28 protein-coding genes are annotated in these 20,842 nt (G+C 70.2%); 9 read left to right on the plus strand and 19 right to left on the minus strand.

Annotated elements, in window-relative coordinates:
• Positions 1 to 2: 2 nt before the first annotated feature.
• On the minus strand, positions 3 to 1,685 hold the full coding sequence (locus BpN12_RS10790; RefSeq protein WP_246792558.1) for a helix-turn-helix domain-containing protein: 1,683 nt from the start codon (positions 1,683 to 1,685) through the stop codon (positions 3 to 5).
• A gap of 446 nt (positions 1,686 to 2,131) precedes the next feature.
• Entirely contained in the window at positions 2,132 to 2,467 is a 336-nt protein-coding gene (locus BpN12_RS10795; protein WP_246792560.1) for a hypothetical protein, read from the minus strand.
• Positions 2,468 to 2,483: 16 nt separating this feature from the next.
• Between BpN12_RS10795 and BpN12_RS10800 the strand changes: the two genes are divergently transcribed.
• Positions 2,484 to 2,684 (plus strand): hypothetical protein, encoded by a 201-nt coding sequence (locus BpN12_RS10800; protein WP_246792563.1) that lies wholly within the window; start codon positions 2,484 to 2,486, stop codon positions 2,682 to 2,684.
• A 49-nt stretch (positions 2,685 to 2,733) separates the two neighbouring features.
• Here BpN12_RS10800 and BpN12_RS10805 read toward each other — a convergent pair whose 3' ends face one another.
• The 10 genes from BpN12_RS10805 to BpN12_RS10850 form a co-directional block, all read right to left on the minus strand.
• Positions 2,734 to 3,948: a hypothetical protein gene (locus tag BpN12_RS10805; protein WP_246792565.1), complete on the minus strand. Its 1,215-nt coding sequence runs from the start codon at positions 3,946 to 3,948 to the stop codon at positions 2,734 to 2,736.
• Positions 3,949 to 3,968: 20 nt separating this feature from the next.
• On the minus strand, positions 3,969 to 4,316 hold the full coding sequence (locus tag BpN12_RS10810) for a hypothetical protein (RefSeq protein ID WP_198256977.1): 348 nt from the start codon (positions 4,314 to 4,316) through the stop codon (positions 3,969 to 3,971).
• Positions 4,317 to 4,447: 131 nt separating this feature from the next.
• Positions 4,448 to 5,059, minus strand: coding sequence for a RebB family R body protein (locus tag BpN12_RS10815; protein ID WP_246792568.1), 612 nt, complete (start codon positions 5,057 to 5,059; stop codon positions 4,448 to 4,450).
• 29 nt (positions 5,060 to 5,088) lie between these two features.
• Positions 5,089 to 5,298, minus strand: coding sequence for a RebB family R body protein (locus BpN12_RS10820; RefSeq protein ID WP_246792570.1), 210 nt, complete (start codon positions 5,296 to 5,298; stop codon positions 5,089 to 5,091).
• Positions 5,299 to 5,365: 67 nt separating this feature from the next.
• Entirely contained in the window at positions 5,366 to 5,638 is a 273-nt protein-coding gene (locus tag BpN12_RS10825) for a RebB family R body protein (protein ID WP_246792571.1), read from the minus strand.
• A 38-nt stretch (positions 5,639 to 5,676) separates the two neighbouring features.
• Complete coding sequence (locus BpN12_RS10830) at positions 5,677 to 5,946, minus strand: RebB family R body protein (RefSeq protein ID WP_198256973.1); 270 nt, start codon at positions 5,944 to 5,946, stop codon at positions 5,677 to 5,679.
• A 28-nt stretch (positions 5,947 to 5,974) separates the two neighbouring features.
• A complete protein-coding gene (locus tag BpN12_RS10835; protein ID WP_246792573.1) occupies positions 5,975 to 6,244 on the minus strand; it encodes a RebB family R body protein in 270 nt (89 codons plus the stop codon).
• 46 nt (positions 6,245 to 6,290) lie between these two features.
• Positions 6,291 to 6,560: a RebB family R body protein gene (locus BpN12_RS10840; RefSeq protein ID WP_246792575.1), complete on the minus strand. Its 270-nt coding sequence runs from the start codon at positions 6,558 to 6,560 to the stop codon at positions 6,291 to 6,293.
• 43 nt (positions 6,561 to 6,603) lie between these two features.
• Entirely contained in the window at positions 6,604 to 6,873 is a 270-nt protein-coding gene (locus BpN12_RS10845; RefSeq protein WP_246792576.1) for a RebB family R body protein, read from the minus strand.
• A gap of 45 nt (positions 6,874 to 6,918) precedes the next feature.
• Positions 6,919 to 7,206 (minus strand): RebB family R body protein, encoded by a 288-nt coding sequence (locus tag BpN12_RS10850; RefSeq protein ID WP_246792577.1) that lies wholly within the window; start codon positions 7,204 to 7,206, stop codon positions 6,919 to 6,921.
• Between the two features lie 530 nt (positions 7,207 to 7,736).
• Here BpN12_RS10850 and BpN12_RS10855 point away from each other — a divergent pair.
• From BpN12_RS10855 to BpN12_RS10880, 6 genes are all read left to right on the plus strand, one after another.
• Complete coding sequence (locus tag BpN12_RS10855) at positions 7,737 to 8,177, plus strand: hypothetical protein (RefSeq protein ID WP_246792579.1); 441 nt, start codon at positions 7,737 to 7,739, stop codon at positions 8,175 to 8,177.
• 20 nt (positions 8,178 to 8,197) lie between these two features.
• Positions 8,198 to 8,515, plus strand: a complete 318-nt coding sequence (locus BpN12_RS10860) for a hypothetical protein (RefSeq protein ID WP_246792582.1) — start codon at positions 8,198 to 8,200, stop codon at positions 8,513 to 8,515.
• 124 nt (positions 8,516 to 8,639) lie between these two features.
• Positions 8,640 to 9,338, plus strand: a complete 699-nt coding sequence (locus BpN12_RS10865) for a glycoside hydrolase domain-containing protein (RefSeq protein ID WP_246792584.1) — start codon at positions 8,640 to 8,642, stop codon at positions 9,336 to 9,338.
• A 254-nt stretch (positions 9,339 to 9,592) separates the two neighbouring features.
• Entirely contained in the window at positions 9,593 to 10,753 is a 1,161-nt protein-coding gene (locus tag BpN12_RS10870) for an epoxide hydrolase family protein (RefSeq protein ID WP_246792586.1), read from the plus strand.
• 335 nt (positions 10,754 to 11,088) lie between these two features.
• Positions 11,089 to 11,640 carry a hypothetical protein gene (locus BpN12_RS10875; protein ID WP_246792587.1) on the plus strand — a complete coding sequence of 184 codons (552 nt, stop codon included), beginning with the start codon at positions 11,089 to 11,091 and terminating at the stop codon, positions 11,638 to 11,640.
• Between the two features lie 104 nt (positions 11,641 to 11,744).
• Complete coding sequence (locus tag BpN12_RS10880) at positions 11,745 to 12,194, plus strand: hypothetical protein (protein WP_246792588.1); 450 nt, start codon at positions 11,745 to 11,747, stop codon at positions 12,192 to 12,194.
• A gap of 31 nt (positions 12,195 to 12,225) precedes the next feature.
• Here the strand turns inward: BpN12_RS10880 and BpN12_RS10885 are convergent, their stop codons facing one another.
• The 6 genes from BpN12_RS10885 to BpN12_RS10910 form a co-directional block, all read right to left on the minus strand.
• On the minus strand, positions 12,226 to 13,245 hold the full coding sequence (locus BpN12_RS10885; RefSeq protein WP_246792589.1) for an NADP-dependent oxidoreductase: 1,020 nt from the start codon (positions 13,243 to 13,245) through the stop codon (positions 12,226 to 12,228).
• Between the two features lie 75 nt (positions 13,246 to 13,320).
• Positions 13,321 to 14,115 (minus strand): SDR family oxidoreductase, encoded by a 795-nt coding sequence (locus BpN12_RS10890; protein WP_246792590.1) that lies wholly within the window; start codon positions 14,113 to 14,115, stop codon positions 13,321 to 13,323.
• Positions 14,116 to 14,207: 92 nt separating this feature from the next.
• Entirely contained in the window at positions 14,208 to 14,978 is a 771-nt protein-coding gene (locus BpN12_RS10895; RefSeq protein WP_246792591.1) for an SDR family oxidoreductase, read from the minus strand.
• Between the two features lie 42 nt (positions 14,979 to 15,020).
• Positions 15,021 to 15,752, minus strand: coding sequence for a histidine phosphatase family protein (locus BpN12_RS10900; RefSeq protein ID WP_246792593.1), 732 nt, complete (start codon positions 15,750 to 15,752; stop codon positions 15,021 to 15,023).
• Entirely contained in the window at positions 15,749 to 16,822 is a 1,074-nt protein-coding gene (locus tag BpN12_RS10905) for a phosphotransferase family protein (RefSeq protein WP_246792595.1), read from the minus strand. The genes BpN12_RS10900 and BpN12_RS10905 overlap by 4 nt, the downstream gene beginning before the upstream one ends.
• Entirely contained in the window at positions 16,819 to 18,060 is a 1,242-nt protein-coding gene (locus tag BpN12_RS10910; RefSeq protein ID WP_246792597.1) for an acyl-CoA dehydrogenase family protein, read from the minus strand. Before BpN12_RS10910 ends, BpN12_RS10905 begins: the two co-directional genes overlap by 4 nt.
• Positions 18,061 to 18,197: 137 nt before the next feature.
• Here BpN12_RS10910 and BpN12_RS10915 point away from each other — a divergent pair, with 137 nt between their 5' ends.
• On the plus strand, positions 18,198 to 19,127 hold the full coding sequence (locus tag BpN12_RS10915) for a LysR family transcriptional regulator (RefSeq protein WP_246792598.1): 930 nt from the start codon (positions 18,198 to 18,200) through the stop codon (positions 19,125 to 19,127).
• 133 nt (positions 19,128 to 19,260) lie between these two features.
• Positions 19,261 to 19,665: an OsmC family protein gene (locus BpN12_RS10920; RefSeq protein ID WP_198256954.1), complete on the plus strand. Its 405-nt coding sequence runs from the start codon at positions 19,261 to 19,263 to the stop codon at positions 19,663 to 19,665.
• A gap of 95 nt (positions 19,666 to 19,760) precedes the next feature.
• Here the strand turns inward: BpN12_RS10920 and BpN12_RS10925 are convergent, their stop codons facing one another.
• Positions 19,761 to 20,702, minus strand: a complete 942-nt coding sequence (locus BpN12_RS10925) for a Dyp-type peroxidase (RefSeq protein WP_425306307.1) — start codon at positions 20,700 to 20,702, stop codon at positions 19,761 to 19,763.
• Positions 20,703 to 20,842: the final 140 nt, after the last annotated feature.

The following is a 20,842-nucleotide window of genomic DNA, read 5'->3' on the forward strand; positions in this document are numbered from 1 at the left end:
CGTCACGGCGCGAACCGCATCCGGTATTCGCGCGGGCTGCAGCCGGTGATGCGCTTGAAGCAGCGCTCGAAGTGGCTCAGGTCGGCGAAGCCGAGCCGGATCGCGACGTCGGATACACGCACCATCCGCGATTCGCAGAGCAGGTCGCGCGCGCGCTGCACCCGCATGTGCTGGAGCAGGGTCTTGAAGTTCACGCCGAGATGGCGCCGGAACAGCGCGGTGAGATGCGAGGCGCTGGTACAGGCGGCGGACGCGAGATCGGGCTGGGTCAGCGGATCGCAGTAGTGCGCCGCGAGATGGCGCAGCGCGCGCACCAGCGCCCGCGGCAGCATCGCCTCCGCCTCGCCGCCCGCGCCGTGCTCGGTCTGCAGCACGTACTGCGCCCACGACGAAGGCGTGCGCGGCAGCGCGCGCGGGTCGGTACTCTCCTCGCTCTCGCCACTCCCGCCCGACGCGGCATCCGGGCTCGCGACGTCCGCGAGCGGCGCCGCGTCGGGCGCGGCCGGCGCCGGCAGCAACGGGGCCGGCGCCGCCAGGCCGCGCGCGCGATCGATCGCGGCGACCGGCGCGGCCGCCGGCGCGAGGTCGCTGAGCCGCACGCTGCGGTCCTGCACCGACAGCGCCAGCTGCGCGGCCAGCCGCGTCAGTTCGAGCTGGTTTTCCGGCCAGGCGCGGCGCTCGAGCGACTGCCACGCGTCGTCGTCGCAATGCAGCTCGATGTCATGGCCGACGCACTGGCAGACGTGCGAGAACAGCGCGCGCAGATCGTCGATGCGCGCGCGCAGCGGCGGCACGTGGAGTTCGACGAGACTGAGCTCGGCCATCAGCGCGCGCGGCAGCGCCGGCGAGCCCATCAGCTGCTCGGCGCGCGCGAGCCCCGACGAGACCAGATGGCAGGCCTCCCCCTTGGCGGGCGAACTGGCCCACTGGCCGAGCCGCGACGGCAGATAGCCGGGCAGCTCGCACAGCAGCGCCGGGTCCATGTCCTGGATGCCGTTGATGTAGAGCGTGCCGCCCTTGGCGCGCGCGAACCATTCTGCCGGCGAGCCTTCGGGGTGCGCGCCGCGGATCTCGACGAACGGCGCGTCGACGCCGCAGCGAAACACATGCAGCGCGCCCGCCACCGAACTCGGGTCGGTGCCGAACTCGCCGGCGAGGTAGACCGGGAAATGGCTGCGCACGGCCACCTCGAGATGCTCGGTGAAGCGCTGGATCGCGCGGCCCGCGCCCACCCACAGCGTGGAGCGCGCCATCGGTCCGAGGTTCGCCGCCTGAAACGTGTGCCGCAGCACCACCCAGCGCAGGCGCCGCACCAGCTCGGCGACCAGCGCCGAGGTGTGCGCATCGGTGCCCGCGCCCGGCAGCCAGAACAGCTGCAGCGTGCCGAGCCGGCGGCCGGCGAAGCGCAGCACGAGCGTCTCGGCGGTGCGCTCGGCGAGCGTGCCGGCGCCGCAGGCCATGCCGGTGGCCGACCAGCACAGCGGCGGCTGCGCGACCGTCGAGCAGGGCGGCGCCCAGCTGCTGCCGGCGCCGCCCTGCTCCAGGTTCAGCATGATCTCGCTGACCGGCAGCCAGCTCTTCACGTTGCCCAGCAGCGTGGACAGGAACGCGCCGTTGTCCCCGCCCCGCGCGACCGATTCTCGCCACAGGGATTCCAGTTCGTCCGTGGTCGGCAGAGGCAACATCGCATTCGTCTCCGAAATGATCTGCCTTGGTCTCTCGTACTCAAGCTGCGTCTTCATCATATGGCCCCGTAACACGCTTCGTGCCGATCGCACCGCAACGTTCCGGAGTGCAGAACAGTTCACGCGACGACGTCGGCATGATTCATTTGATTCCGTCCGATCTCTCTCACCTCGAACGGCAGCTCCGGCCAGGCCATGCGAACGCGGACAACGATGCCGATCACGCTCGCAAGGCGGCAACTACCAAGACAATCAGATCGCTGGCGTGCGCCGGTGATCGGAGTGTTACGTCCGCGCCCGCTCCGGGCGGCCGCTCGGGCCGCCGGTGCCGCACGGCTCGGCGTTCGCGCGGCGGCCGGGTCGGCGTTGCGTGGCACACGTTACGCCGACCCGGCTTCCCGCGAGCACGACGACGCTGCACGCGCCGCCGCGACCTTGGGCGCGCCTCAGTTCCGGCCGCTTTTGCCCGAACCCGCCCCCGAACCCGCGGTACCCGCCACCGCGTTCTGCACGCTCTGATCGCTGCCTTGCGTGGCCGCCACCGCGGCCGATACCCCGCCCGCCGCGTTCGCCGCGTTCGACGCGAGGTTCTGCGTCACCTGCGTGAGCTGCTGCTCGGTCATCTGCATCGCGCTCGCGATCTGCTGCTGGGCGGTCTGCATCGCCTGCGCCATGGCGCTCTCGTACTGCCGGATGTTCGACTCGACCAGCTGCTGCGCATCGTCGACCGCGGCCTGCGCCTGCTGGGTCGCCGCCGCGACGGCGGCATACGGATCGGGCACGGCGGCCGGCGCCGAGGTGGCGGGCGCGGCGGGGGCCGAGGCCGCCGTCGCATCGCTCGAAGACGAAGGCAATGCGGACGGCGGTGGCAGCGACGACGATGGCGGCGGCGGCACGGTCGAAGCCGACGACGAAGCTGCCGACGAAGCCGGCGCGGCGGCCGGTGGCGACTTCGCGGCCGGTGCCGTGGCGGCCTGCGTTGCCGCCGATGGCTTCTGACTGGAGGAACTGGCTTTGGTCATGGTGGCCTTTCGGAACAAGGAGAGAGTCATGCTGCGTACCCGAGCGCGAGATCGTCGAGCGGCGCGCGCGACGACGGGGTCGTTTTCGATTGCGTGCCGCCGCTCTTGTCGGCGCTCTTGCCGCCGGGCGCCGGCGTCGTGCCGGGCGCACCCGATGCGCCCGATGCACCCGACGACCCGCCCGACACCGCGCCGGGCGAGGTGTCGGCGACGAAATCGTCGAGCGAGATCACGCCGTGCTTGTCGAGGCACAGCACCGCGCCCTGCGTGCCGCGGCGCAGCTCGTAGGAACAGGTTCGGCCGTCCTGCCCCATCCGCGCGGACACGCTGGTGACCGACGACAGCAGGATCTGCGCCGCCGTGGTGTAGCGCCAGAGCGCGGTCCGCACGTCGGGCTCGCTGCCGCCCGGATAGCCGGTGCGCTGGATCATGCGCAGCGCGCCGAGCGAGAGCCGCGAGAAGCCGAGCTGGCGCGATTGCGCGTACCAGTCGCGCACCACCTGCACGACCGTGTCGGGCGTCGGCAGGCCGCGCAGCTGCGGTCCCTCCAGGCTGCCGAACAGCTCGGGCAGCGTGGCGTGCAGCAGCGCCTGCGCCTGCGCCGCGAGGTTGCGGGCCGACAGCACCTGGTGGAAGCGCATGTAGTCGACGAACTCCATCGGCGTGCGTGCCTCGGCGGCGGCGAACGCGGCCGAAGCCTGCGTCTCGGCCGGCGTGCTCGGCGCCTCGTTCGCGTCGGCGCTGGTGCTGCTCGGTACGGTGCGCATCAGTTCGACCAGCGCGCCGGCGTCGTCGAGCGACAGGCACTGGAATACCGGGCTCGTGTCGATGCCGAGCTGGCCGAGCCAGGTCGGCAGCGCCGCGAGGTCGGCGCGGCGCACCAGCTTGTGCCGCACCAGCAGGCTCGCCAGCTGGTTCTCCAGCACCGGGTCGGGCCTGGCCTTGCCCTGCGCCTCGACGCTGGTCAGCGTCTGCAGGTCGTTGCCGTCCATCGTCATCAGCTTGGCGGGACTCACCAGCAGCTCCGACACCGGCAGCAGGCACAACGGATCGCCATGCAGGCCCTGCTGCACGGCGCACAGCATCTGGGTTTCATCGGGCAGCCTGAAATGCTGCCCCGGCGACTGGATCGCCCATTGCAGCCACTGGACTCCGCCGTCGATCAGGCTCAAACAGGAGCGCGCCGAAGCGGACAGCCGGGAGGGCTGCTGGATTTGGCTCGCAGCGATATGCAGCGTCATGGAAACGTCTCCGTCGTCGATCAGCCTGCGGGGAATTCTTTGAGCAGCGCCGCCGCGGTGCTGCTGATCTGGCCGAAATCGTTCGATGCGGCGGCGACCAGCGACTGCGCCTGTTCCAGCACCGTGACGTATTTCGCGTCGCCGGTGGCGAGCAGCTGCGCCATGGCCACGCCGGCCGCCGTGGTGGCGATCGTGGCGATGTTGCGCAGCGCGTCGGTGGCGTCCTGGATCGCGATCGCCGACGATTGCGCGACCGCCTGGTAGGCCTTGCCGGCGCCGCTCGTGAGCACCACCTGCGGGCTCATCGTCGCCAGCTGCGACTGGTTGATCACATCGACCACTTGAGGATTCACATTCGGGGTACTCATCGATAACTCCGTAGCGTGGGCATCGCGCCGGACTTCAGCCGGGCCGCGGCATCACTGCGATGACGAATTCGGCGCCGGCGTGTATGTCGCGCCATTGCCGGACGATTGTCGGTTCGGGCCGGACCGGCTTCTCAGGTCCCGCTCGTCGTCGACGTGCTCGACGACGTCGAGGTGCCCGTCGAGGCCGAGGTGCTCAGCGACGTCGACAGGCTCGCGGAACTCGAGGTACCGGTCGACGCCGAGGTGCTCAACGAGCTCGACTGGCTCGTCGAGGTGGAGGCGGACGACGTGCCGCCCTGCAGCTTGGTCGACAGGTTCTGCATGTCCTGCTGTGCCTGGGAGGCCGTGATCTGCGCCAGCTGCGCCTGGGTCTGCAGCGTGGCCAGCGCGGCCTGCGCCTGCGCGTTGGCCGCGGCCACCACGGCGGCGGGATCGGTCGGCGCGGGCGGGCCGGGCAGCGGCTCGATGCCCGGCGGCGGCTCGGCGGCCGGCGGCGGCGCCGGCTTGAGGTCGAACGGCACGCTCAGCATCTTCGCGCAGGCCGTCGTGACGGCGGCCGCGCTCATCATGCCGGAGCCCTGCTGCCGGTTGACCGCGTTGTACATCGCGATGCCGAGCGTTTCCAGCAGCACCGCGTCCAGCATGCCGAACGCCTGTGCCGGCGCCTGCCCGGTGGCGAGCGTAACGATGCTGGCGTTGGCATCGATGATCTGACTGTTGACCGTATCAGGCACGTTGCTCATGTTCGATTCCATTCAATGAGGTTGATCCATCACGACGACTGCCCGCCCGAGGCCGACGCCAGTATCTTCGCGAGCACCTGCGCCAGCGCCGCCTCGCCCAGCACCTGCCCGCGCTGCTGGCTGGCGACGGCGTTGGCCATCGCCAGCGCGATGCTGTCGGCCATGGCGAGGTAAGTCATCCCCATGGCGGCGGAAGGCGCCAGCGCGATCGGCAGCCCGTCCGGTTCGGCGATGCTCATGATCGCGGCATCATCCGCCGGTCGATGTCATGGCCGGGCCGGGACCTTGCATGGCGCCCCGCGGGCGTCAGACCAGGCCGAGGATCTGCTGCGAGACGACTCCCGTGGTGGCCGTATCCACGCCCAGCAGCGTCGAGATCGCCTGCGTGGTGCCGGCCTGCATCGTCACGTAGGACTGGTTCTGGTTGTTGGTCGCGTTGTGCGCGGCGTTCGACAGCGCCTGGCCGGTGGCGACGAACAGGTTGCCCATGGCGACCGCCGGCGCGGTGCCCACGACCTCGGTATTGGCCTGGGAAACCGAATCGGTGATCTGGCTGTTGACTGCGGTAGGAAAAGCCATCGTGATTGCTCCGTTTCAAAAGAAGGGGTGGGCCGGGATCAGGCGGCGAGAACCTTCGCCGTCGCCATGCCGGTCGCACTCGTGTCCAGCGAATACAGCAGCGAGACGCCCATGGTCGTCGCGGCCTGCGCGGTCACGTACATCTGCTGCTGCGCCATGGTCGCGTTGTGCGCGGCGTTGGCCAGTGCCTGCGCCGTGGCCTGGTAGAGATTGCCCATCGCGATGCTGGCGGCAACGCCCAGCACCTGCACGTTGGACTGGGTGACCGAATCGGTGATCTGATCGTTGACGGTGGTCGGGAAGGCCATGAAGACGTCTCCTGGTAGGCGCTAGGCGTTACGAGTTGAGGATCTTCGTCGTCGCCACACCGGTGCTGGCCGTATCGATCGAGTACAGCGTCGCGACGCCCATCGTGGTGGCCGTCTGCGCCGTCACGTAGCTCTGCTGCTGAGCGTTGGTGGCGTTGTGCGCGGCGTTGGCGAGCGCCTGCGCCGTGGCCTGGAACAGGTTGCCCATCGCGATGGCCGGCGCATCGCCCAGCACCTTGGTGTTGGCCTGGGTGATCGAATCGGTGATCTGGTCGTTGACGGCGGTCGGAAATGCCATGGTTTGACTCCTTTCTTCAGTTGGGTGGATACGACTGCGGGACTACTCAGCTGCCGAGGATCTTCGTCGTCGCCACGCCGGTGCTGGCCGTGTCGAGCGAGTACAGCGTCGACACGCCCATCGTGGTGGCCGCCTGGGCCGTCACGTAGCTCTGCTGCTGCGCGTTGGTGGCGTTGTGCGCGGCGTTGGCGAGCGCCTGGGCCGTGGCCTGGAACAGGTTGCCCATCGCGATCGCGGGCGCATCGCCCAGCACCTTGGTGTTCGCCTGCGTGACCGAATCGGTGATCTGGTCGTTGACGGCGGTCGGGAATGCCATGGTGTGACTCCTTTCAGTTGGGTGAGAACGGCAGCGGCGCTACTCAGCTGTTGAGGATCTTCGAGGTGGCGATGCCGTCGGTGGCCGTGTCGATCGCGTAGAGCGTCGCGACGCCCATCGTGGTGGCCGCCTGGGACGTCACGTAGCTCTGCTGCTGCGCGTTGGTGGCGTTGTGCGCGGCGTTCGCGAGCGCCTGGGCCGTGGCCTGGAACAGGTTGCCCATGGCGATCGCGGGGGCGTCGCCGAGCACTTTCGTGTTGGCTTGCGTGACCGAATCGGTGATCTGGCTGTTGACTGCGGTGGGAAAGGCCATGTGTGGTCTCCTGGATTAAGCGTTGGTGACAAAGATGCCGGCGAATCAGCCGAGGCCCTTCACGCCGGTCTTCAGGATCTGCGTCGTGGCGACGCCGTCGGTCGCCGTGTCGATCGCGTAGAGCGTGGCCACGCCCATCGTCGTGGACGACTGCGAGGTCACGTAGCTCTGCTGCTGCGCGTTGGTCGCGTTGTGCGCGGCGTTCGCGAGCGCCTGGGCCGTGGCCTGGTAGAGGTTGCCCATCGCCATGGCCGGCGCGTCGCCCAGCACTTTCGTGTTGGCTTGCGTGACCGAATCGGTGATTTGATCGTTCACGGAGGTGGGAAATGCCATTTGCAGCTCCTTGTGTAAGTCGGAATGGATTCACCGATATCGGCGAAGAAATCGACACGCGGCGAATTTTCGTTCCGGCGATGTCTTGGGGCAAAGTCTATGAATTGAGCCCCGGCAAAGCTTGAAGAAACCAATGGATATGGCGAACCGGGAATTCGCGCGGAAACGCGTCGCCGCCACGAAAATGCGGTTTCGGCAGCGCAGGGATTCGTCGGATGTGATGATTTAGCGCGAAATTAATTGATCCGCGCCCCGAACGGCGGCGCCGTCGACCTGGGCAGCCCGTGCCGCCGACCCTTTTTGATTCGGCCGGCACCGGCGGATTTCGCTGTCGCGCACGGTGCAAAACCGCCGAGCGGCACGGCCTTTGCCAGGTAGAACCCCGCTTATTGGCAAACGCGCTTATTTCGACAGCCTTTCATGCGGCGCATTCGCGAAAAATGCCCGAGGACAATCGATTCGTTCAAGACCTGAATATCGATGGTCCCTAGACTGGGCTCGGTGATATGTCTTTTACCGAGCGAACGACCATGAAACGGCATGCCCCCTTTTGTCTCGTCCTGGGTTGCGCGATCGCGGGCGGATGCAGCCCGATCGTCTACGACGTGCGCGCCGACCAGCAGATCGAGACGCTGACGCGCGACCTCGATTCCCGCGTGATCGCCTGGCGCATCCGGGCCGAGGACGGCGGCGCCGCGATTCCCTACGACGCCGGCTTCTACGCCACGATCGAGGCGGAGCTGGCCGAGCTGCGGATCCGGATCGGCGCCGCCGCCGGCCGCTCGAACCAGGACATCGGCGCGACGCTCAACCGCCTCGGCGACCAGATCGACCGCCTGCGCCGCCTGCATCGCCAGCAGAACACGCTCGACGCGCCGTTCCTCGCCGCCGAGCTGCAGCTGCTGAACGCGCAGCTTTCCACCCTCACCACCTATGAGCTGGCGCTGAAGAACGGCGCGCCGGCCCGCTGACCCTGCCAGGAAATCCCCCCATGACCACCACCTGGAACACCGCCCTCGACGACGCCACCCACGCGGCACGCACCAGCCTCGCGGGCGCCTGGGACGCGGTTGCCGAAAGCGCCCCGCCCCACATCGCGGAACTGACCGCCGCCGCGCAGTACATCGCCGAGCACGAACAGGAGATGACGAGCGACGAGGCGCAACTGCTCGCGAGCCAGTATCAGGACGCGCTGCGCAACGTGCTGCTCGCCGAACAGGCGATCGACGAGGCCGCCGCGCACAACGCCGTGGTGGCCGTGATGCACAGCCTCACCAGCGCGGCGCCCACGCTCGCGCGCTTCGTCTAGCGGCGGGGCCGGCGCCTGCCGCCGGGGTGCCTCCGCCGTCGATCCACGGGCACCGAGGCTGAATCCGCCGGTGCGGCTTTCAGGCAGTCATTTCGTTTTACTAATCAAATCAGGAGAACACACGATGAGCTTCCATGCGGGATTCGACACCGACCAGTTCCCGGGGCTCGCGCAGCTCCAGTGGCTCAAGTCCAACACCAACCTTGCCTGGTGCGGCTACTACCTCGCGCCGGCGCCCAGCCACGGCGACCGGAGCTGGATGGGCAACCGCGCCGCGCTGGTCGCGCAGGGCTGGGGCCTGCTGCCGATCTTCCTCGGCCAGCAGACCATCGGCCCGGGCTCGCACGACGTGAACGGCGGACAGGGCAGCACGGACGGGCTGGCCGCCGTCAAGTTGATGCAGGACGAAGGCTTTCCCGCGCGCAGCTACGTGTTCATCGACTGGGAGGATGGCAGCGCGCTCGGCGCCGACTCGAAGGACTATCTCACCGCGTGGGTGACGGCCGTGAACGCCGCCGGCTATCAGCCGGGGATCTACTGCTCGCACGGCCTGGCCGGCGCGATGGCGTCGATTCTCGCCGGCGTGCAGCCGCCCTGCGATGGCCGCATCTGGGCCTGGAAGGTGGCGCAGACCAATACGCACGACTACACCTGCGCGCCGGACGGGTTCCCGTGCGCGGACCCGACGCTGTGCGGCTACGACGCCGCGGTCGTGTGGCAGTGCGAGCAGAACTGCGTGCTGTCGCTGCCGGGGGCGCCGAGCGAAACGATGTCGGCGGATCTGAGCACGTCGAGTCTGACGGATCCGTCGGCGGCGGTGTAATGCGTTCTGCCGGCGAGCTTCGCGGTGATCCCGGCTGACATCGATCAGGATAGCGAATTCAATATCGCATCACCTTCCGGCTCGGCAGAGAAACCCGTCATGCCGGCCCCAGGACTTTCATGCGCGCGCGAGCCGACGGCGAACAAACGCGGGCCGGGATGCGCGCGTTCGGCTACCATGACTTGCCACCCCGGCCTCGGCAGCCGTCCGCCATGCCGTGACCCCGAAACCGCGACGAGACACGGAGCGCCCCCATGACCCCGCGAGCCTTCCGGATCGACATCCCGCAAGCGCAGCTCGACGACCTGCACCAGCGCCTGCGCGCCACGCGCCTGCCCGCCGCGCTCGATGCCGAGCGCTGGGACGACGGCGCGAGCCTCGCGTTCATGCGGCGGCTGGCCGACCACTGGCTGCACCGCTTCGACTGGCGCGCGCAGGAAGCGCGGCTGAACCGCCTGCCCCACTATCTGGCCAGCGTCGACGGCCTCGACCTCCATTTCATCCACCAGCGCGGCAGCGGGCCGGCGCCGCTGCCGCTGGTGCTCACGCACGGCTGGCCCGGCTCGTTCGTCGAGATGGAGCACGTGATCCCGATGCTGGCGGACCCCGCCGCGCACGGCGGCGACGCGGCCGACGCGTTCCATGTGGTGGTGCCGTCGCTGCCCGGCTTCGGCTTTTCCGCGCCGCCGGCCGGCCCCGGCATGGGCGCATGGGGCGTGGCCGGCCTGTGGCGCGCGCTGATGCAGGGGCTCGGCTATCAACGCTTCGCCGCGCAGGGCGGCGACATCGGCGCGGCGGTCTCGATGTGGCTCGCGCGCCGCTTTCCCGAGCAGCTGATCGGCCTGCACCTGAATTACATTCCCGGCAGCTACCGGCCGCCGCTCGGCGCCGGCCTGCCGCCCGTGACGGGCACCGAGCAGGCCTACCTCGATACCGCCGCCGCGTGGTCGGCCAGCGAGGGCGCCTACGCGGCCGAGCAAGGCACCAAACCGCAGACGCTGGCCTATGCGATGACGGATTCGCCGCTCGGCCTCGCGGCCTGGATCGTCGAGAAATTCCGCGCCTGGAGCGATTGCGACGGCGACCTCGAACGCGTCTTCACGCTCGATGCACTGCTGACCGACATCTCGATCTACTGGTTCGGCGGCATGCTCGACGCCTCGTTTCGCATCTACAAGGAGAACCGCGCGCGCCCGCTCGCGTTCGACACGCCGGAGCGCGTGATCCCGCCGCTCGGCATGGCCGCGTTTCCGCGCGAACTGCCGACGCCGCCGCGCTCGTGGCTCGAACGCGTGTTCGACGTGCAGCGCTGGACCGCGATGCCGCGCGGCGGGCACTTCGCGGCGCTGGAACAACCGGCGCTGCTGGTGGAGGAGATCCGCGCGATGTTCCGGCCGCTGCGCGAAACGCGCTGACGACAACGGCGCGATGGCCGGGCGGCTTCGGTCGTCACGGCCATTGCCGCCATCACGACGATTACGGCCGGCCAACGGCATCGACGCGCGGCTACGCCGTCCGCACTCAACCCGCAACGCAGCAAAACGGCAATCCGCCAGCCGCGCGATCATCACGAAACCACCGACATTCCAGTCAAAAAACCGATCCGCGGCATCGCGCTGCCAATCCGCCCCCGCGCCCCGCGCGGGCTTTCACGGCGCGGTTCGGCGCGGTTGACAATGCATGGCGAACTATCGCATCGTATCGCCACAAATCGATTGACCAAGACAAATATCGCCTCGGGGACAGCGGCATGAACAATCGCGTCTTGACCTATTGCCTGTTGGTCGACGTCGGCATTTTCGGCGTCGTGATCTGGCTCACGCTGCTGTGGGGCGTGCTGCTGGATATGCGCACGGCCCAGCAGTGGGGCGACGTCACCACGATCGCGGTGTTCGCCGCGGCCCACGGCGTGCTCGGCCTCGGTTTCTGCCTCGTCACCTACAAGAGCTTCATGCCGCTGCACCGCGCGCTCACGCGGCCGCGCGCGCGGCCGGTCGGGACCGGCAAGCTGCGCGCGCGCGGCGGGCGCCGCCTGTTCTCGTTCGTGTTGCTGGCCGTGCCGGCCGCCGCGGCTGCTTATTTCGGCTACGATGTGGTGCGCAACCTGGCCACCGGCTCGATCTCGCTCTGCGGGGAGCACGGGCTCTGCAACACGATCGTGCGCGCCAAGGCACCGGCGGCGTTCAACGGCGCGATCGCGCTCGAAGGCTTTTTCGCGGTGTTCATGCTGTCGATCGTCGTGATCTGCGCGGCCATGATCCTCAACGGCCGCAAGCAGGCAACTGCAATAGCACGCGCGTGACGCACGGCAGGGCTGCACCGATGAGCCCGATGAGTCGGACCCGATGAGCCAGGCTTAATGACTCGGGACCGGTGACGCGCGCGCCGCGTCCGGACCGGAACGACATGACACGCTTTTTCCCCGCCGCGCTCGCGGCCCTCGCCGCCACGGCGGCCACCCTGTTTCCGCCCGCCGCGCTAGCCCAGAGCAGCGCGCCCGGCCCGTTCGCGGCGCCGTGCGGCAGCCTGCAATTCCAGCGCGTCGAGCACGACTTCGTGGCAAGCTGCGGCGGCGCGCCGTTCGATCGCTTCGGCGCAGGCACACTCGTCCACTTCGACGCCCCTTCGGAAAGCGCCGACGGCGTCACGCGCCTGCTGGTGCAGACCGACGCCGGCCCGGTGCTGTACGACCTGCGCCGCCGGCCGCCGCTAGTGCAGCGCGCGGGCCGGCGCCTCGCCGTGCGGCGCGTGTTCTGGCAGGGCGACGAGGTGGTGATGCAAGGCCCGCAAGGCTGGTTCCGGCTGCAGCACGGCACGCTGACGAAGCTGCAGTCGTCCACCACGGTCTATCACTGATCCAGCGCGGCGGCGCCGCCGCGCGTCACCCTCAGGCGTCTTCGGCCACGCGCAGCACGAGCTTGCCGCGATGGCTGCCGTCGAACAGCCGGTTCAGCACCTCCGGCGCGTTCTCGAGCCCCTCGGCCACGGTTTCCTCGGCCTTCAGGCGGCCGTCGCGCAGCCATCCCGCCAGCTGCTGCACGGCCTCGCGGTTCTTGCGGTAATCGAGGATCAGGAAGCCGCGCATGGTCAGCCGCTTCGAGATCAGCACGCCGAAATCGTCGCCGGCCCGGCCGCCGTTGTTGTAGTTCGAGATCACGCCGCACAGCGCCACGCGCCCGCCGATCACCATCCGCGACAGCACCGCGCGCATCACCTCGCCGCCCACGTTCTCGAAGTTCACATGGACGCCGTCGGGCGTCGCGGCCTTCAGCGCCGTCTTCCAGTCGGGCGCCTTGTAGTCGACGGCCGCGTCGAAGCCGAGCGTCCCGGTCAGGTAGCGGCACTTCTCCTCGCCGCCCGCGATCCCCACCACGCGCGCGCCGTGGATCTTGCCGATCTGCCCGGCGATCGAGCCCACCGAGCCCGCCGCCGCCGACACCACCAGCGTCTCGCCCGGCTGCACCGGCGCGATCTCGGTCAGCCCGTAGTAGGCGGTCAGCCCGCTCATGCCGCAGGCGCCGAGCAGCGTCGGCAGCGGCAGCCCCGATTCGGCGGGCAGCTTCAGCAGCTTCGGCACTTCGTCGGCGGCCACGTGCGCGTAGTCCTGCCAGCCCACCAGCCCCTGCACCAGGTCGCCCACCGCGAACTTGTCGCTGCGCGAGGCGCTCACGCGGCCGATGCCGAGCGCGCGCATGGTCTCGCCGATCGCCACCGGCGGCAGGTACTGCGGAATGTCGCTCATCCAGACGCGGTTGGTCGGGTCCATCGACAGGTACAGCACGCGGACCCGCACCTCGCCCTCGCCCAGCTCGGGCAGCGGCGTCTCGACCAGCGAGAAATGTTCGGCGCCCACGCGCGTGTCGGGGCGCGCCTTCAGGCGCAACTGGCGGTTCACGGTTTCGGACATGCTGGCTCCTCGGAGTTCACTGGAATGCGGATCGGATGGTTCGGCGCGCGACGCGCGCTGCGCGGCGGGCGTGCCTCACATCGCGCACAGCCCGCCGTCGATCACGAGTTCGGCGCCCGTCACGTAGCGGCTCTCGTCGCTGGCCAGATAGAGCGCGGCGTAGGCCACGTCGTCGGGCTCGCCGAGGCGCCCCATCGGCACGCCGCGCACCAGCCGGCGCGTGGCGTCGCGCTCGCCGAGCTGCTGGAAGAACGGCTCGACGATGCCGGTGCGAATGAACGACGGATGCAGCGAATTGCAGCGCACGCCGGTCTGCTTGCGCGCACAGTCGACGGCGATCGACTTGGTCAGCGAGGCCACCGCCGCCTTCGACGCGTTGTAGGCCGTGTACTCGGGCTCGTGCTTGAACGCGGCCACCGACGACACGTTGATGATCGAGGCCGGCTGGCTCTCGCGCAGGAACGGCAGCGCGTGGCGCACGCCGAGGATGATGCTCTCGACGTTGATGTCCATCACGCGCCGCCATTCCTTCTGCTCGATCTGCTCGACGCTGCCGATCGAACCCACCCCGGCGTTGTTGACGAGCACCGACAGCCCGCCCATCGCGGCATGGGCCTCGGCCGCGAGCGCCTGCCAGCGCGCGTCGTCGCGCACGTCCTGCTCGGCGGCCCAGGCCACGCGCGCGCCGGCCGCGTCGTTGAGTTCGGCCACCAGCGCGGCGAGCGCGTCCTCGCGCGCGGCCACGTCGGTCACGAACACCTTCGCGCCGTGCTCGGCCATGCGCCGCGCCATCGCGTTGCCGAGGCCGCCCGTCGCGCCGGTGATGAACGCGCATTTGCCCGCGAGCCGCGGCGTTCCGATCGTCGTCATCCCTGCTCCTCCCGATTCGATTGCGTTGTCGATTCTGTTATCGATTGCGTTGCTGATTGCAGCTTGCGGCGCGCCCGCGCCGTGCGTCGCCACTATACCGACAGATAGCCGCCGTCGACGTTGAGCACGGCGCCCGTGGTGTAGCTCGACGCGGCCGAGGCGAGAAACAGGATCGCGCCGGCCATCTCGGACGGCTGCGCCACGCGCCGCATCGGCACGTGGGCGAGCACGCGTTCGAGCAGCGCGGGCGTGCGGGTCAGCGCCGAGGCGAACTTCGTGTCGGTCAGCCCCGGCAGCAGCGCGTTGCAGCGCACGCCGCCGGCCGCGCATTCGATCGCGAACGCCTTCGTCATCGAGATCACCGCGGCCTTCGTGATCGAGTAGATGCCCTGCTGGTCGCCGGGGATCACGCCGTTCACCGAGGCCACGTTGACGATCGCGCCGCCGCCGTTCGCGCTCATCCGGCGCACGCCGTGCGTCGACATGAAGAAGTAGCCGCGGATGTTGACGTCGACGGTCTTCTGGAACGCGTCGATGCCGGTATCGACGATCGGGCCGTAGTACGGATTCGCGGCGGCGTTGTTGACGAGCACGTCGAGCCGGCCGTGGCGCGCGTCGATGCCGGCGTAGAGCGCCTCGATCTGCTCCAGTTCGCCGATATGGCAGGCGGCGGCCTCGGCCGAGCCGCCGTCGGCCGTGATCGCCTCGGCCACGCGCCGGCAGTCGTCCAGGCGCCGGCTCGCGACGATCACGTGCGCGCCGAACGCGGCGAGCAGGCGCGCGGCTTCCTCGCCGATGCCGCGGCTCGCGCCGCTGACGAGCGCGATCTTGCCGCTCAGGTCGAACAGGTTGGGGGCTGTCATCGTGTCGAATCTCGTTGTGAATGAACAGGAAAACTCGCGCGCTCACCGGTGCGTGACGAGCGCGGCGTCGGCCGCCGCGTCGAGATGCGGCCACGCGTTGTAGGTAACCAGCAGCGCGCCGCGCCGCCCGGCCCGGATGCGCGACACACTGGTGTTGACGAGCGGCCAGGCGAGGTCGAAGGTGCGCGCCGGATCGGCGCCGACCAGCGCCGCGACGATCACCGCGATCGGGCCGCCCGACGAGACCACCCAGGTCTCGCCGCCGCCGTCGCGCCCGCTGCCTCCGGCCGCCTCACGCCCGCCGGCGTCGCGCACGATCGCCTCCCAGGCCGCGTGGACGTTCGCGCGAAACGCGGGCCATGCAAGCGCGTAATCGGCATCGGCCGTGCCCGAGGTCCAGCGCGCCACGGCGCCCGCGAACAGCGCCTGGAACGCGCGGCGCGGGTCGGCCGCGCGCGCGAGTTCGGCGAGCAGCGCCTCGCGCGCGGCCAGCTCGGGCCGATGGCGCGCGATCAGTTCGTCGGAGTCGAGTTCGTCGAGGCCGGGCAGCACGCGCAGCGGCGCGTCGGTGCAGCCGGCCGCGGCGGCGCAGAGCGTGGCGGTCTGCGCGTGGCGGCGCAGCGTGCCGGTGACGATCGCGGCAGGCCACGCGCCGCGCGCGGCCATCCAGGCGCCGAGCTTCGCGGCCTGCGCCTCGCCGCGCGGCGAGAGGCGGTCGTAGTCGGCCGCCTCGAAGCTGGCCTGGGCGTGGCGGATCAGGACGATCTCGCTCATGCGCGGCCCCCGCCCTGCTCGATGCGCGCGCGGCAGCGCCGGGTCAGGTAGCGCACCGCGTCGCCGAAGCCCGCGAACGCCGGGTTGGTGGTCTGCCCGAGTACGTAGCGGCGGTAGATCTGCTGGATGATGCCCATCAAACGGAACAGCCCGAACACCTCGTAGAACGCGAAACCGCTCACGTCGAGGCCGGTGCGCGCGCCGTAGTACGCCACCACCTCGGCGCGCGTCATCATGCCCCGCGCGTGGGTGGGCTGGCGCCGCATCGCGCGGAACGGCGCCTCGTCGTCGGCCTGCACCCAGTACGCGAGCGAGCCGCCGAGATCCATCAGCGGATCGCCGAGCGTGGCCATCTCCCAGTCGAGCACGCCCACGATGTGCAGCGGGTCGGCCGGATCGAGCACCACGTTGTCGAAACGGTAGTCGTTGTGGATCACGCAGCGCCGGCCGTCGCGCGGCTGGTTCGCGTCGAGCCAGCCGGTCACGTCCTCGCAGGCGTCGGTGCCGTCGGTCAGCGCGCGCTGCCAGCGCTCGCGCCAGCCGGCCACCTGCCGCGCCACGTAGCCCTCGCCGCGGCCGAACGCGGCCAGCGCCGGCGCGGTGGCGTCCACCGCGTGCAGCTCGACCAGGCCATCGACGAAGCGCTCGCAGAGGCGCCGCGCGAGCGCCGCGTCGAGCCCGAGTTCGGGCGGCAGGTCGCGGCGCAGGATCACGCCGGCGATGCGCTCCATCACGTAGAACTCGGTGCCGAGCACGGCCGTGTCGTCGCAGCGCGCGACGATCGCCGGCACGCGCGGATAGGCGGGCTTCAGTGCCGCCATCACGGCCGCCTCGCGCAGCATGTCGTGCGCGGAACCGGCCTTCGCGCCGGCGGGCGGGCGGCGCAGCACGAGTTCGCGGTCCGGATAGGCGATCAGGTAGGTCAGGTTCGATGCGCCGCCATGGAACTGGCGGATCGCCGGCTCGCCGGCCAGGCCGGGCAGCCGCGCCTTCAGGAACGCATCGAGCCGCGCGGCGTCGAGCCGGTCCTCGTCGCGCACCTCGCGTGCCGTGTCGAGCGGCGCGCTCATTGCGCCACCCCGGCCGCCGCGCCGGCCAGCTGGCGCTTCATCTCGAGCTTCGCCACCACGCCGCGATGCACCTCGTCCGGCCCGTCGGCGAGCCGCAGCACGCGCGCGTAGGCATACAGCATCGTCAACGGCACGTCGTCGGACACCCCGGCGCCGCCGTGGATCTGGATCGCCGCGTCGGCGGCCTGCTGCGCGACGGCCGGCACGGCCACCTTGATCTGCGAGATCAGGCTCAGCGCGGCCTTCACGCCCTGCGTGTCGATGGTCCAGGCGGCCTTCAGCGTCAGGAGCCGCGCCTGGTCGATGGCGATGCGCAGGTTCGCGACGACGTCGGCGTTGCCGCCGAGCGCCGCGAGCGGCTTGCCGAACGCGTGGCGCCCGGCGGCGCGCGTGCATAGCAGCGTCAGCGCGCGTTCCGCGGCGCCGAGCGCGCGCATGCAATGGTGGATGCGGCCCGGCCCGAGCCGCCCCTGCGCGATCTCGAAGCCGCGGCCCGGCCCGAGGATCACGTTCGCGGCCGGCACGCGCACCTGCTCGAAACGCACCTCGCCGTGGCCCGACGGTTCGTCGTAGTGATGGAAGGCCGGCAGCATCCGCTCGATCGTCACGCCGCGCGCGTCGAGCGGGCAGATCACCATCGTATGGCGCCGATGCGGCTCGGCCTGCGCGTCGGTCAGGCCCATGAAGATCGCGAAGCGCGCGTGCGGATGGCCGATCCCGGTGGACCACCACTTGCGCCCATTCAGCACGATCCCGTCGCCGTCGAGCGTGGCGGTGGCCTGCATGTTGGTGGCGTCCGACGAGGCGACGTCCGGCTCGGTCATGCAGAACGCCGAACGGATCTGGCCCGCGAGAAGCGGCGCGAGCCAGTCGCGCTGCTGCTGCTCGCTGCCGTAGCGCGCCAGCACCTCCATGTTGCCGGTGTCGGGCGCGCTGCAGTTGAACACCTCGGGCGCGATGAACGAGTGGCCCATGATCTCGGCGAGCGGCGCGTATTCGGCGTTGGTCAGGCCCGCGCCGCCGAGTTCGGTCTCCGGCAGGAACAGGTTCCAGAGGCCGGCCGCACGGGCCTTTTCCTTCAGCGCTTCCATCACGGCCGGCTGGCGCCAGCGCCGCCAGTCCGCGCCGCCCGTCAGCTCGGCCGCGTAGCGGGCCTCGGCGGGCACGATCTCGTCGCGCATGAAGCGGGTCAGGCGATCGGCAAGTGCCTGGCTGCGGTCGGTGGGCGTGAAGTCCATGGTGTCGATCCGGATGAGATGCACGCCAGCCTACGCCGATCGGTCCGATCGATGAAATGAATGTTCTTCATGTCGGGTCATCAGCGGAAGTAATATGCGGGATCCCTTCTTCCACGGCCTTCGCGCGCCGTTCGCCCGTGACCTCCGACCTGCGTCTCGACCTGAACCTGTTCCGCGTGCTCGACGCGATCTACGTCCACGGCGGCATCAGCGCGGCCGCGCGCGCGCTGCATCTGACGCAGCCGGCCGTCACGCACGCGCTGAACCGGCTGCGCAGCCACTTCGGCGATCCACTGTTCGTGCGCCAGGGCAACCGCGTCACGCCCACCGAGCGCACGCGCGCCGTGATCGCCGACGTGCAGCGCCACCTGAAGGGCCTGCAGGCCGCCGTCCACGCGCAGGCCAGCTTCGAGCCGGCCACCGTCGAGCAGCGCTTCGTGGTGGGAGTGCGCGACGTGCTCGAATCGATCGCGCTGCCGCAACTGGTCGAGCGGCTCGCGCAGGAGGCGCCGCGCGTCACGCTGGTGAGCCGGCGCGTGGCGCTGGCCGACGTGGGCCGCGAACTCGCCAGCGGCCAGCTCGATCTGGCGGTCGAGCGGCGCGTGCCGACCGGCCCGCACGTGGTGCGCGACGAGCTGGCCGACGATGCGCTGGTGGTGGTGCTGCGCCGCGCTCATCCGCTCGCGGCCGGGCCGCTGCGCCGCGCCGACTATTTCGCGGCGCGCCACGTGAGCGTCTCGCCGCTCGGCGAGCCGAACTCGCTCGACGTGCTGCTGGCCGCCGACGGCAAGTTCCGGCGCATCCAGCTGACCTGCCAGCATTACTTCGCCGCCTGCCAGATCGCGGCGGCCGGCGACCTGCTGCTGACGCTGCCGCGTTCCTACGCGCTGCGGATGACGGGGCTGCTGCCGATCGTCGTCAAGCCGGTGCCGCTGCGCGTGAAGCCCTACGCGATCCATGCCTACTGGCACGAATCGCGCGACGCGGACCGCGTGCATCGCTGGTTTCGCGAGCGCGTGGCCGCGATCGTGCGCGAGGCGGCGCGCGGCGGCGACGGCCTGCCCTGACTCGGCACTGAATCTGTCCTGACGCACGCGCGGACGCTTGACGACAGGCGCGCGACAAGGCGTTTATGCTGTCGCTGTCGGACGGGCACCCGCCTTCATCCGTTTTCCGAAGTTTTCCGAATCGAGGATTCTCATGCCGCTGATCCATGCCGCAGCCGGAATGGCTGCCGATGCGCCGAACTACGTCGTCGACATCCAGGCCGGCGCCCACCGCTTCCAGGGCGACGAGGCCGAACGCGAAGGCGGCCAGGGCATCGGCCCGGCGCCGTTCGAGCTGCTGCTCGCGAGCCTGTGCGCCTGTACCGCCGCGACGCTGCGGATGTACATGCAGCGCAAGGAATGGCCGGCCGTGCCGCTGCACGTGCATGCCGAACTGCACGCGGACCGCGAGGGCGCACAGTACGTGCGCCGCACCATCACGATCGAGGGCGACACGCTCGACGAGGCGCAGCGCGCGCGGCTCGGCGAGATCGGCGAGAAAACGCCCGTCACGCTGTTCATCAAGCGCGGCACGCGGATCGAGACGACGCTGCGCTGAGCGGCAAGCGAGCGCATTCGGCACGGCATGCGCCGTGTTGAATGCGCAAAAATCCATGAAACGCGGCGCGCCGGCCCGCGCGCCGCACCCGCCGCTCAGATCCCGAGCGCGGACAGATCGAGCCCGCCGTCGGCCGCCACCGGCGGGCACCAGAGGAACGCGCCCGTGATCGGCTGCGTGAAGCGGAACAGCCCGTCGAGCACGCCGTCGGTCGCGCCCACCATGCGCCGCATCTGCACCTCGAAGGCGCGGAACGAGTGGCCGAACGCGACGAAGTAGAGCCCCGCGCGGCGCTCGTCGGCCCACGGCGCCGAGCGGCGCAGCACCTTCGCCTCGGGATTGAAGCTCTCCTGCTCGGTGCGCTTCACGTGCGAGTAGGCCGGCGCGTCGTCGAGCTCCTCGTTGTCGGACTTGCGGCGCCCGACGATGCGATCCATCTCGTCGCCGTCGATCGCGCCCATCGCCGCGAAATCGTGGACCCACTGCTGGACCGCCACGAAGCTCGCGCCGTCCAGGCCCGGCCCCTTGCCGGTCACGAACGCGGTCTCCACCGCCTCCTCGCCCTTCGGATTCTCGGTGCCGTCCTCGTAGCCGGACAGGTCGCGGTCGTCCGCGTAGCGGAACGCGTTGGCGGCGCTCTCCAGCGTGAACGCCGGCGCGAGCAGCGCCTCGATCGCGCGCGAGCGCAGCGTGATCTCGCCGTGATCCTCGCCGCGCAGCCAGACCCACAGCGCGACCTGCGTCGAGGGCACCGGCGCGCCGGGCTTCGAGAGGTCCGGGAACGGCTTCAGGCCGTCGATCTTGCGGTCGAGGCCATGCACCAGCGACGGGCCGATGCCGACCACGGTATGCGTGCCGTCGGCCGCCTCGCGCAGCGCGGCGAGCGTGGCGACGGCCTCCTCGGGCCGGGCGGTCTGGAACGACAGGTAGCGGTTGGCCGACGGAAGCGGCGCGAGAATGCCTTGCTGGATGGGATGCATCGTAGGGTTCGGGTTCGTCGAATCGGAGTTCGGTGATGGGCGGGGACAGCGCGAAATCGCGGGCGCGATTGTCCCATACGGCGCGCGCCGGCCCAAGGCACGGCGCGGTGGTGGCACGCACGGCGCGCACCGCGTTCCCGTTCCCGTCGTGTCTCGTCCCGTTCGCCCCTTTCCCGCCGCCCGGCAAGCCGATACCC

This window comes from Burkholderia perseverans (assembly GCF_022870505.1).
Classification (GTDB): domain Bacteria; phylum Pseudomonadota; class Gammaproteobacteria; order Burkholderiales; family Burkholderiaceae; genus Burkholderia; species Burkholderia plantarii.

Bases quoted from the DNA above. Each gene is read 5' to 3' on its own strand.
- BpN12_RS10790 (WP_246792558.1), bottom strand. From the start codon at position 1,685: ATGTTGCCTCTGCCGACCACGGACGAACTGGAATCCCTGTGGCGAGAA.
- BpN12_RS10805 (WP_246792565.1), bottom strand. From the start codon at position 3,948: ATGACGCTGCATATCGCTGCGAGCCAAATCCAGCAGCCCTCCCGGCTG.
- BpN12_RS10810 (WP_198256977.1), bottom strand. From the start codon at position 4,316: ATGAGTACCCCGAATGTGAATCCTCAAGTGGTCGATGTGATCAACCAG.
- BpN12_RS10815 (WP_246792568.1), bottom strand. From the start codon at position 5,059: ATGAGCAACGTGCCTGATACGGTCAACAGTCAGATCATCGATGCCAAC.
- BpN12_RS10820 (WP_246792570.1), bottom strand. From the start codon at position 5,298: ATGAGCATCGCCGAACCGGACGGGCTGCCGATCGCGCTGGCGCCTTCC.
- BpN12_RS10825 (WP_246792571.1), bottom strand. From the start codon at position 5,638: ATGGCTTTTCCTACCGCAGTCAACAGCCAGATCACCGATTCGGTTTCC.
- BpN12_RS10830 (WP_198256973.1), bottom strand. From the start codon at position 5,946: ATGGCCTTCCCGACCACCGTCAACGATCAGATCACCGATTCGGTCACC.
- BpN12_RS10835 (WP_246792573.1), bottom strand. From the start codon at position 6,244: ATGGCATTTCCGACCGCCGTCAACGACCAGATCACCGATTCGATCACC.
- BpN12_RS10840 (WP_246792575.1), bottom strand. From the start codon at position 6,560: ATGGCATTCCCGACCGCCGTCAACGACCAGATCACCGATTCGGTCACG.
- BpN12_RS10845 (WP_246792576.1), bottom strand. From the start codon at position 6,873: ATGGCCTTTCCCACCGCAGTCAACAGCCAGATCACCGATTCGGTCACG.
- BpN12_RS10850 (WP_246792577.1), bottom strand. From the start codon at position 7,206: ATGGCATTTCCCACCTCCGTGAACGATCAAATCACCGATTCGGTCACG.
- BpN12_RS10855 (WP_246792579.1), top strand. From the start codon at position 7,737: ATGAAACGGCATGCCCCCTTTTGTCTCGTCCTGGGTTGCGCGATCGCG.
- BpN12_RS10860 (WP_246792582.1), top strand. From the start codon at position 8,198: ATGACCACCACCTGGAACACCGCCCTCGACGACGCCACCCACGCGGCA.
- BpN12_RS10865 (WP_246792584.1), top strand. From the start codon at position 8,640: ATGAGCTTCCATGCGGGATTCGACACCGACCAGTTCCCGGGGCTCGCG.
- BpN12_RS10870 (WP_246792586.1), top strand. From the start codon at position 9,593: ATGACCCCGCGAGCCTTCCGGATCGACATCCCGCAAGCGCAGCTCGAC.
- BpN12_RS10875 (WP_246792587.1), top strand. From the start codon at position 11,089: ATGAACAATCGCGTCTTGACCTATTGCCTGTTGGTCGACGTCGGCATT.
- BpN12_RS10880 (WP_246792588.1), top strand. From the start codon at position 11,745: ATGACACGCTTTTTCCCCGCCGCGCTCGCGGCCCTCGCCGCCACGGCG.
- BpN12_RS10885 (WP_246792589.1), bottom strand. From the start codon at position 13,245: ATGTCCGAAACCGTGAACCGCCAGTTGCGCCTGAAGGCGCGCCCCGAC.
- BpN12_RS10890 (WP_246792590.1), bottom strand. From the start codon at position 14,115: ATGACGACGATCGGAACGCCGCGGCTCGCGGGCAAATGCGCGTTCATC.
- BpN12_RS10895 (WP_246792591.1), bottom strand. From the start codon at position 14,978: ATGACAGCCCCCAACCTGTTCGACCTGAGCGGCAAGATCGCGCTCGTC.
- BpN12_RS10900 (WP_246792593.1), bottom strand. From the start codon at position 15,752: ATGAGCGAGATCGTCCTGATCCGCCACGCCCAGGCCAGCTTCGAGGCG.
- BpN12_RS10905 (WP_246792595.1), bottom strand. From the start codon at position 16,822: ATGAGCGCGCCGCTCGACACGGCACGCGAGGTGCGCGACGAGGACCGG.
- BpN12_RS10910 (WP_246792597.1), bottom strand. From the start codon at position 18,060: ATGGACTTCACGCCCACCGACCGCAGCCAGGCACTTGCCGATCGCCTG.
- BpN12_RS10920 (WP_198256954.1), top strand. From the start codon at position 19,261: ATGCCGCTGATCCATGCCGCAGCCGGAATGGCTGCCGATGCGCCGAAC.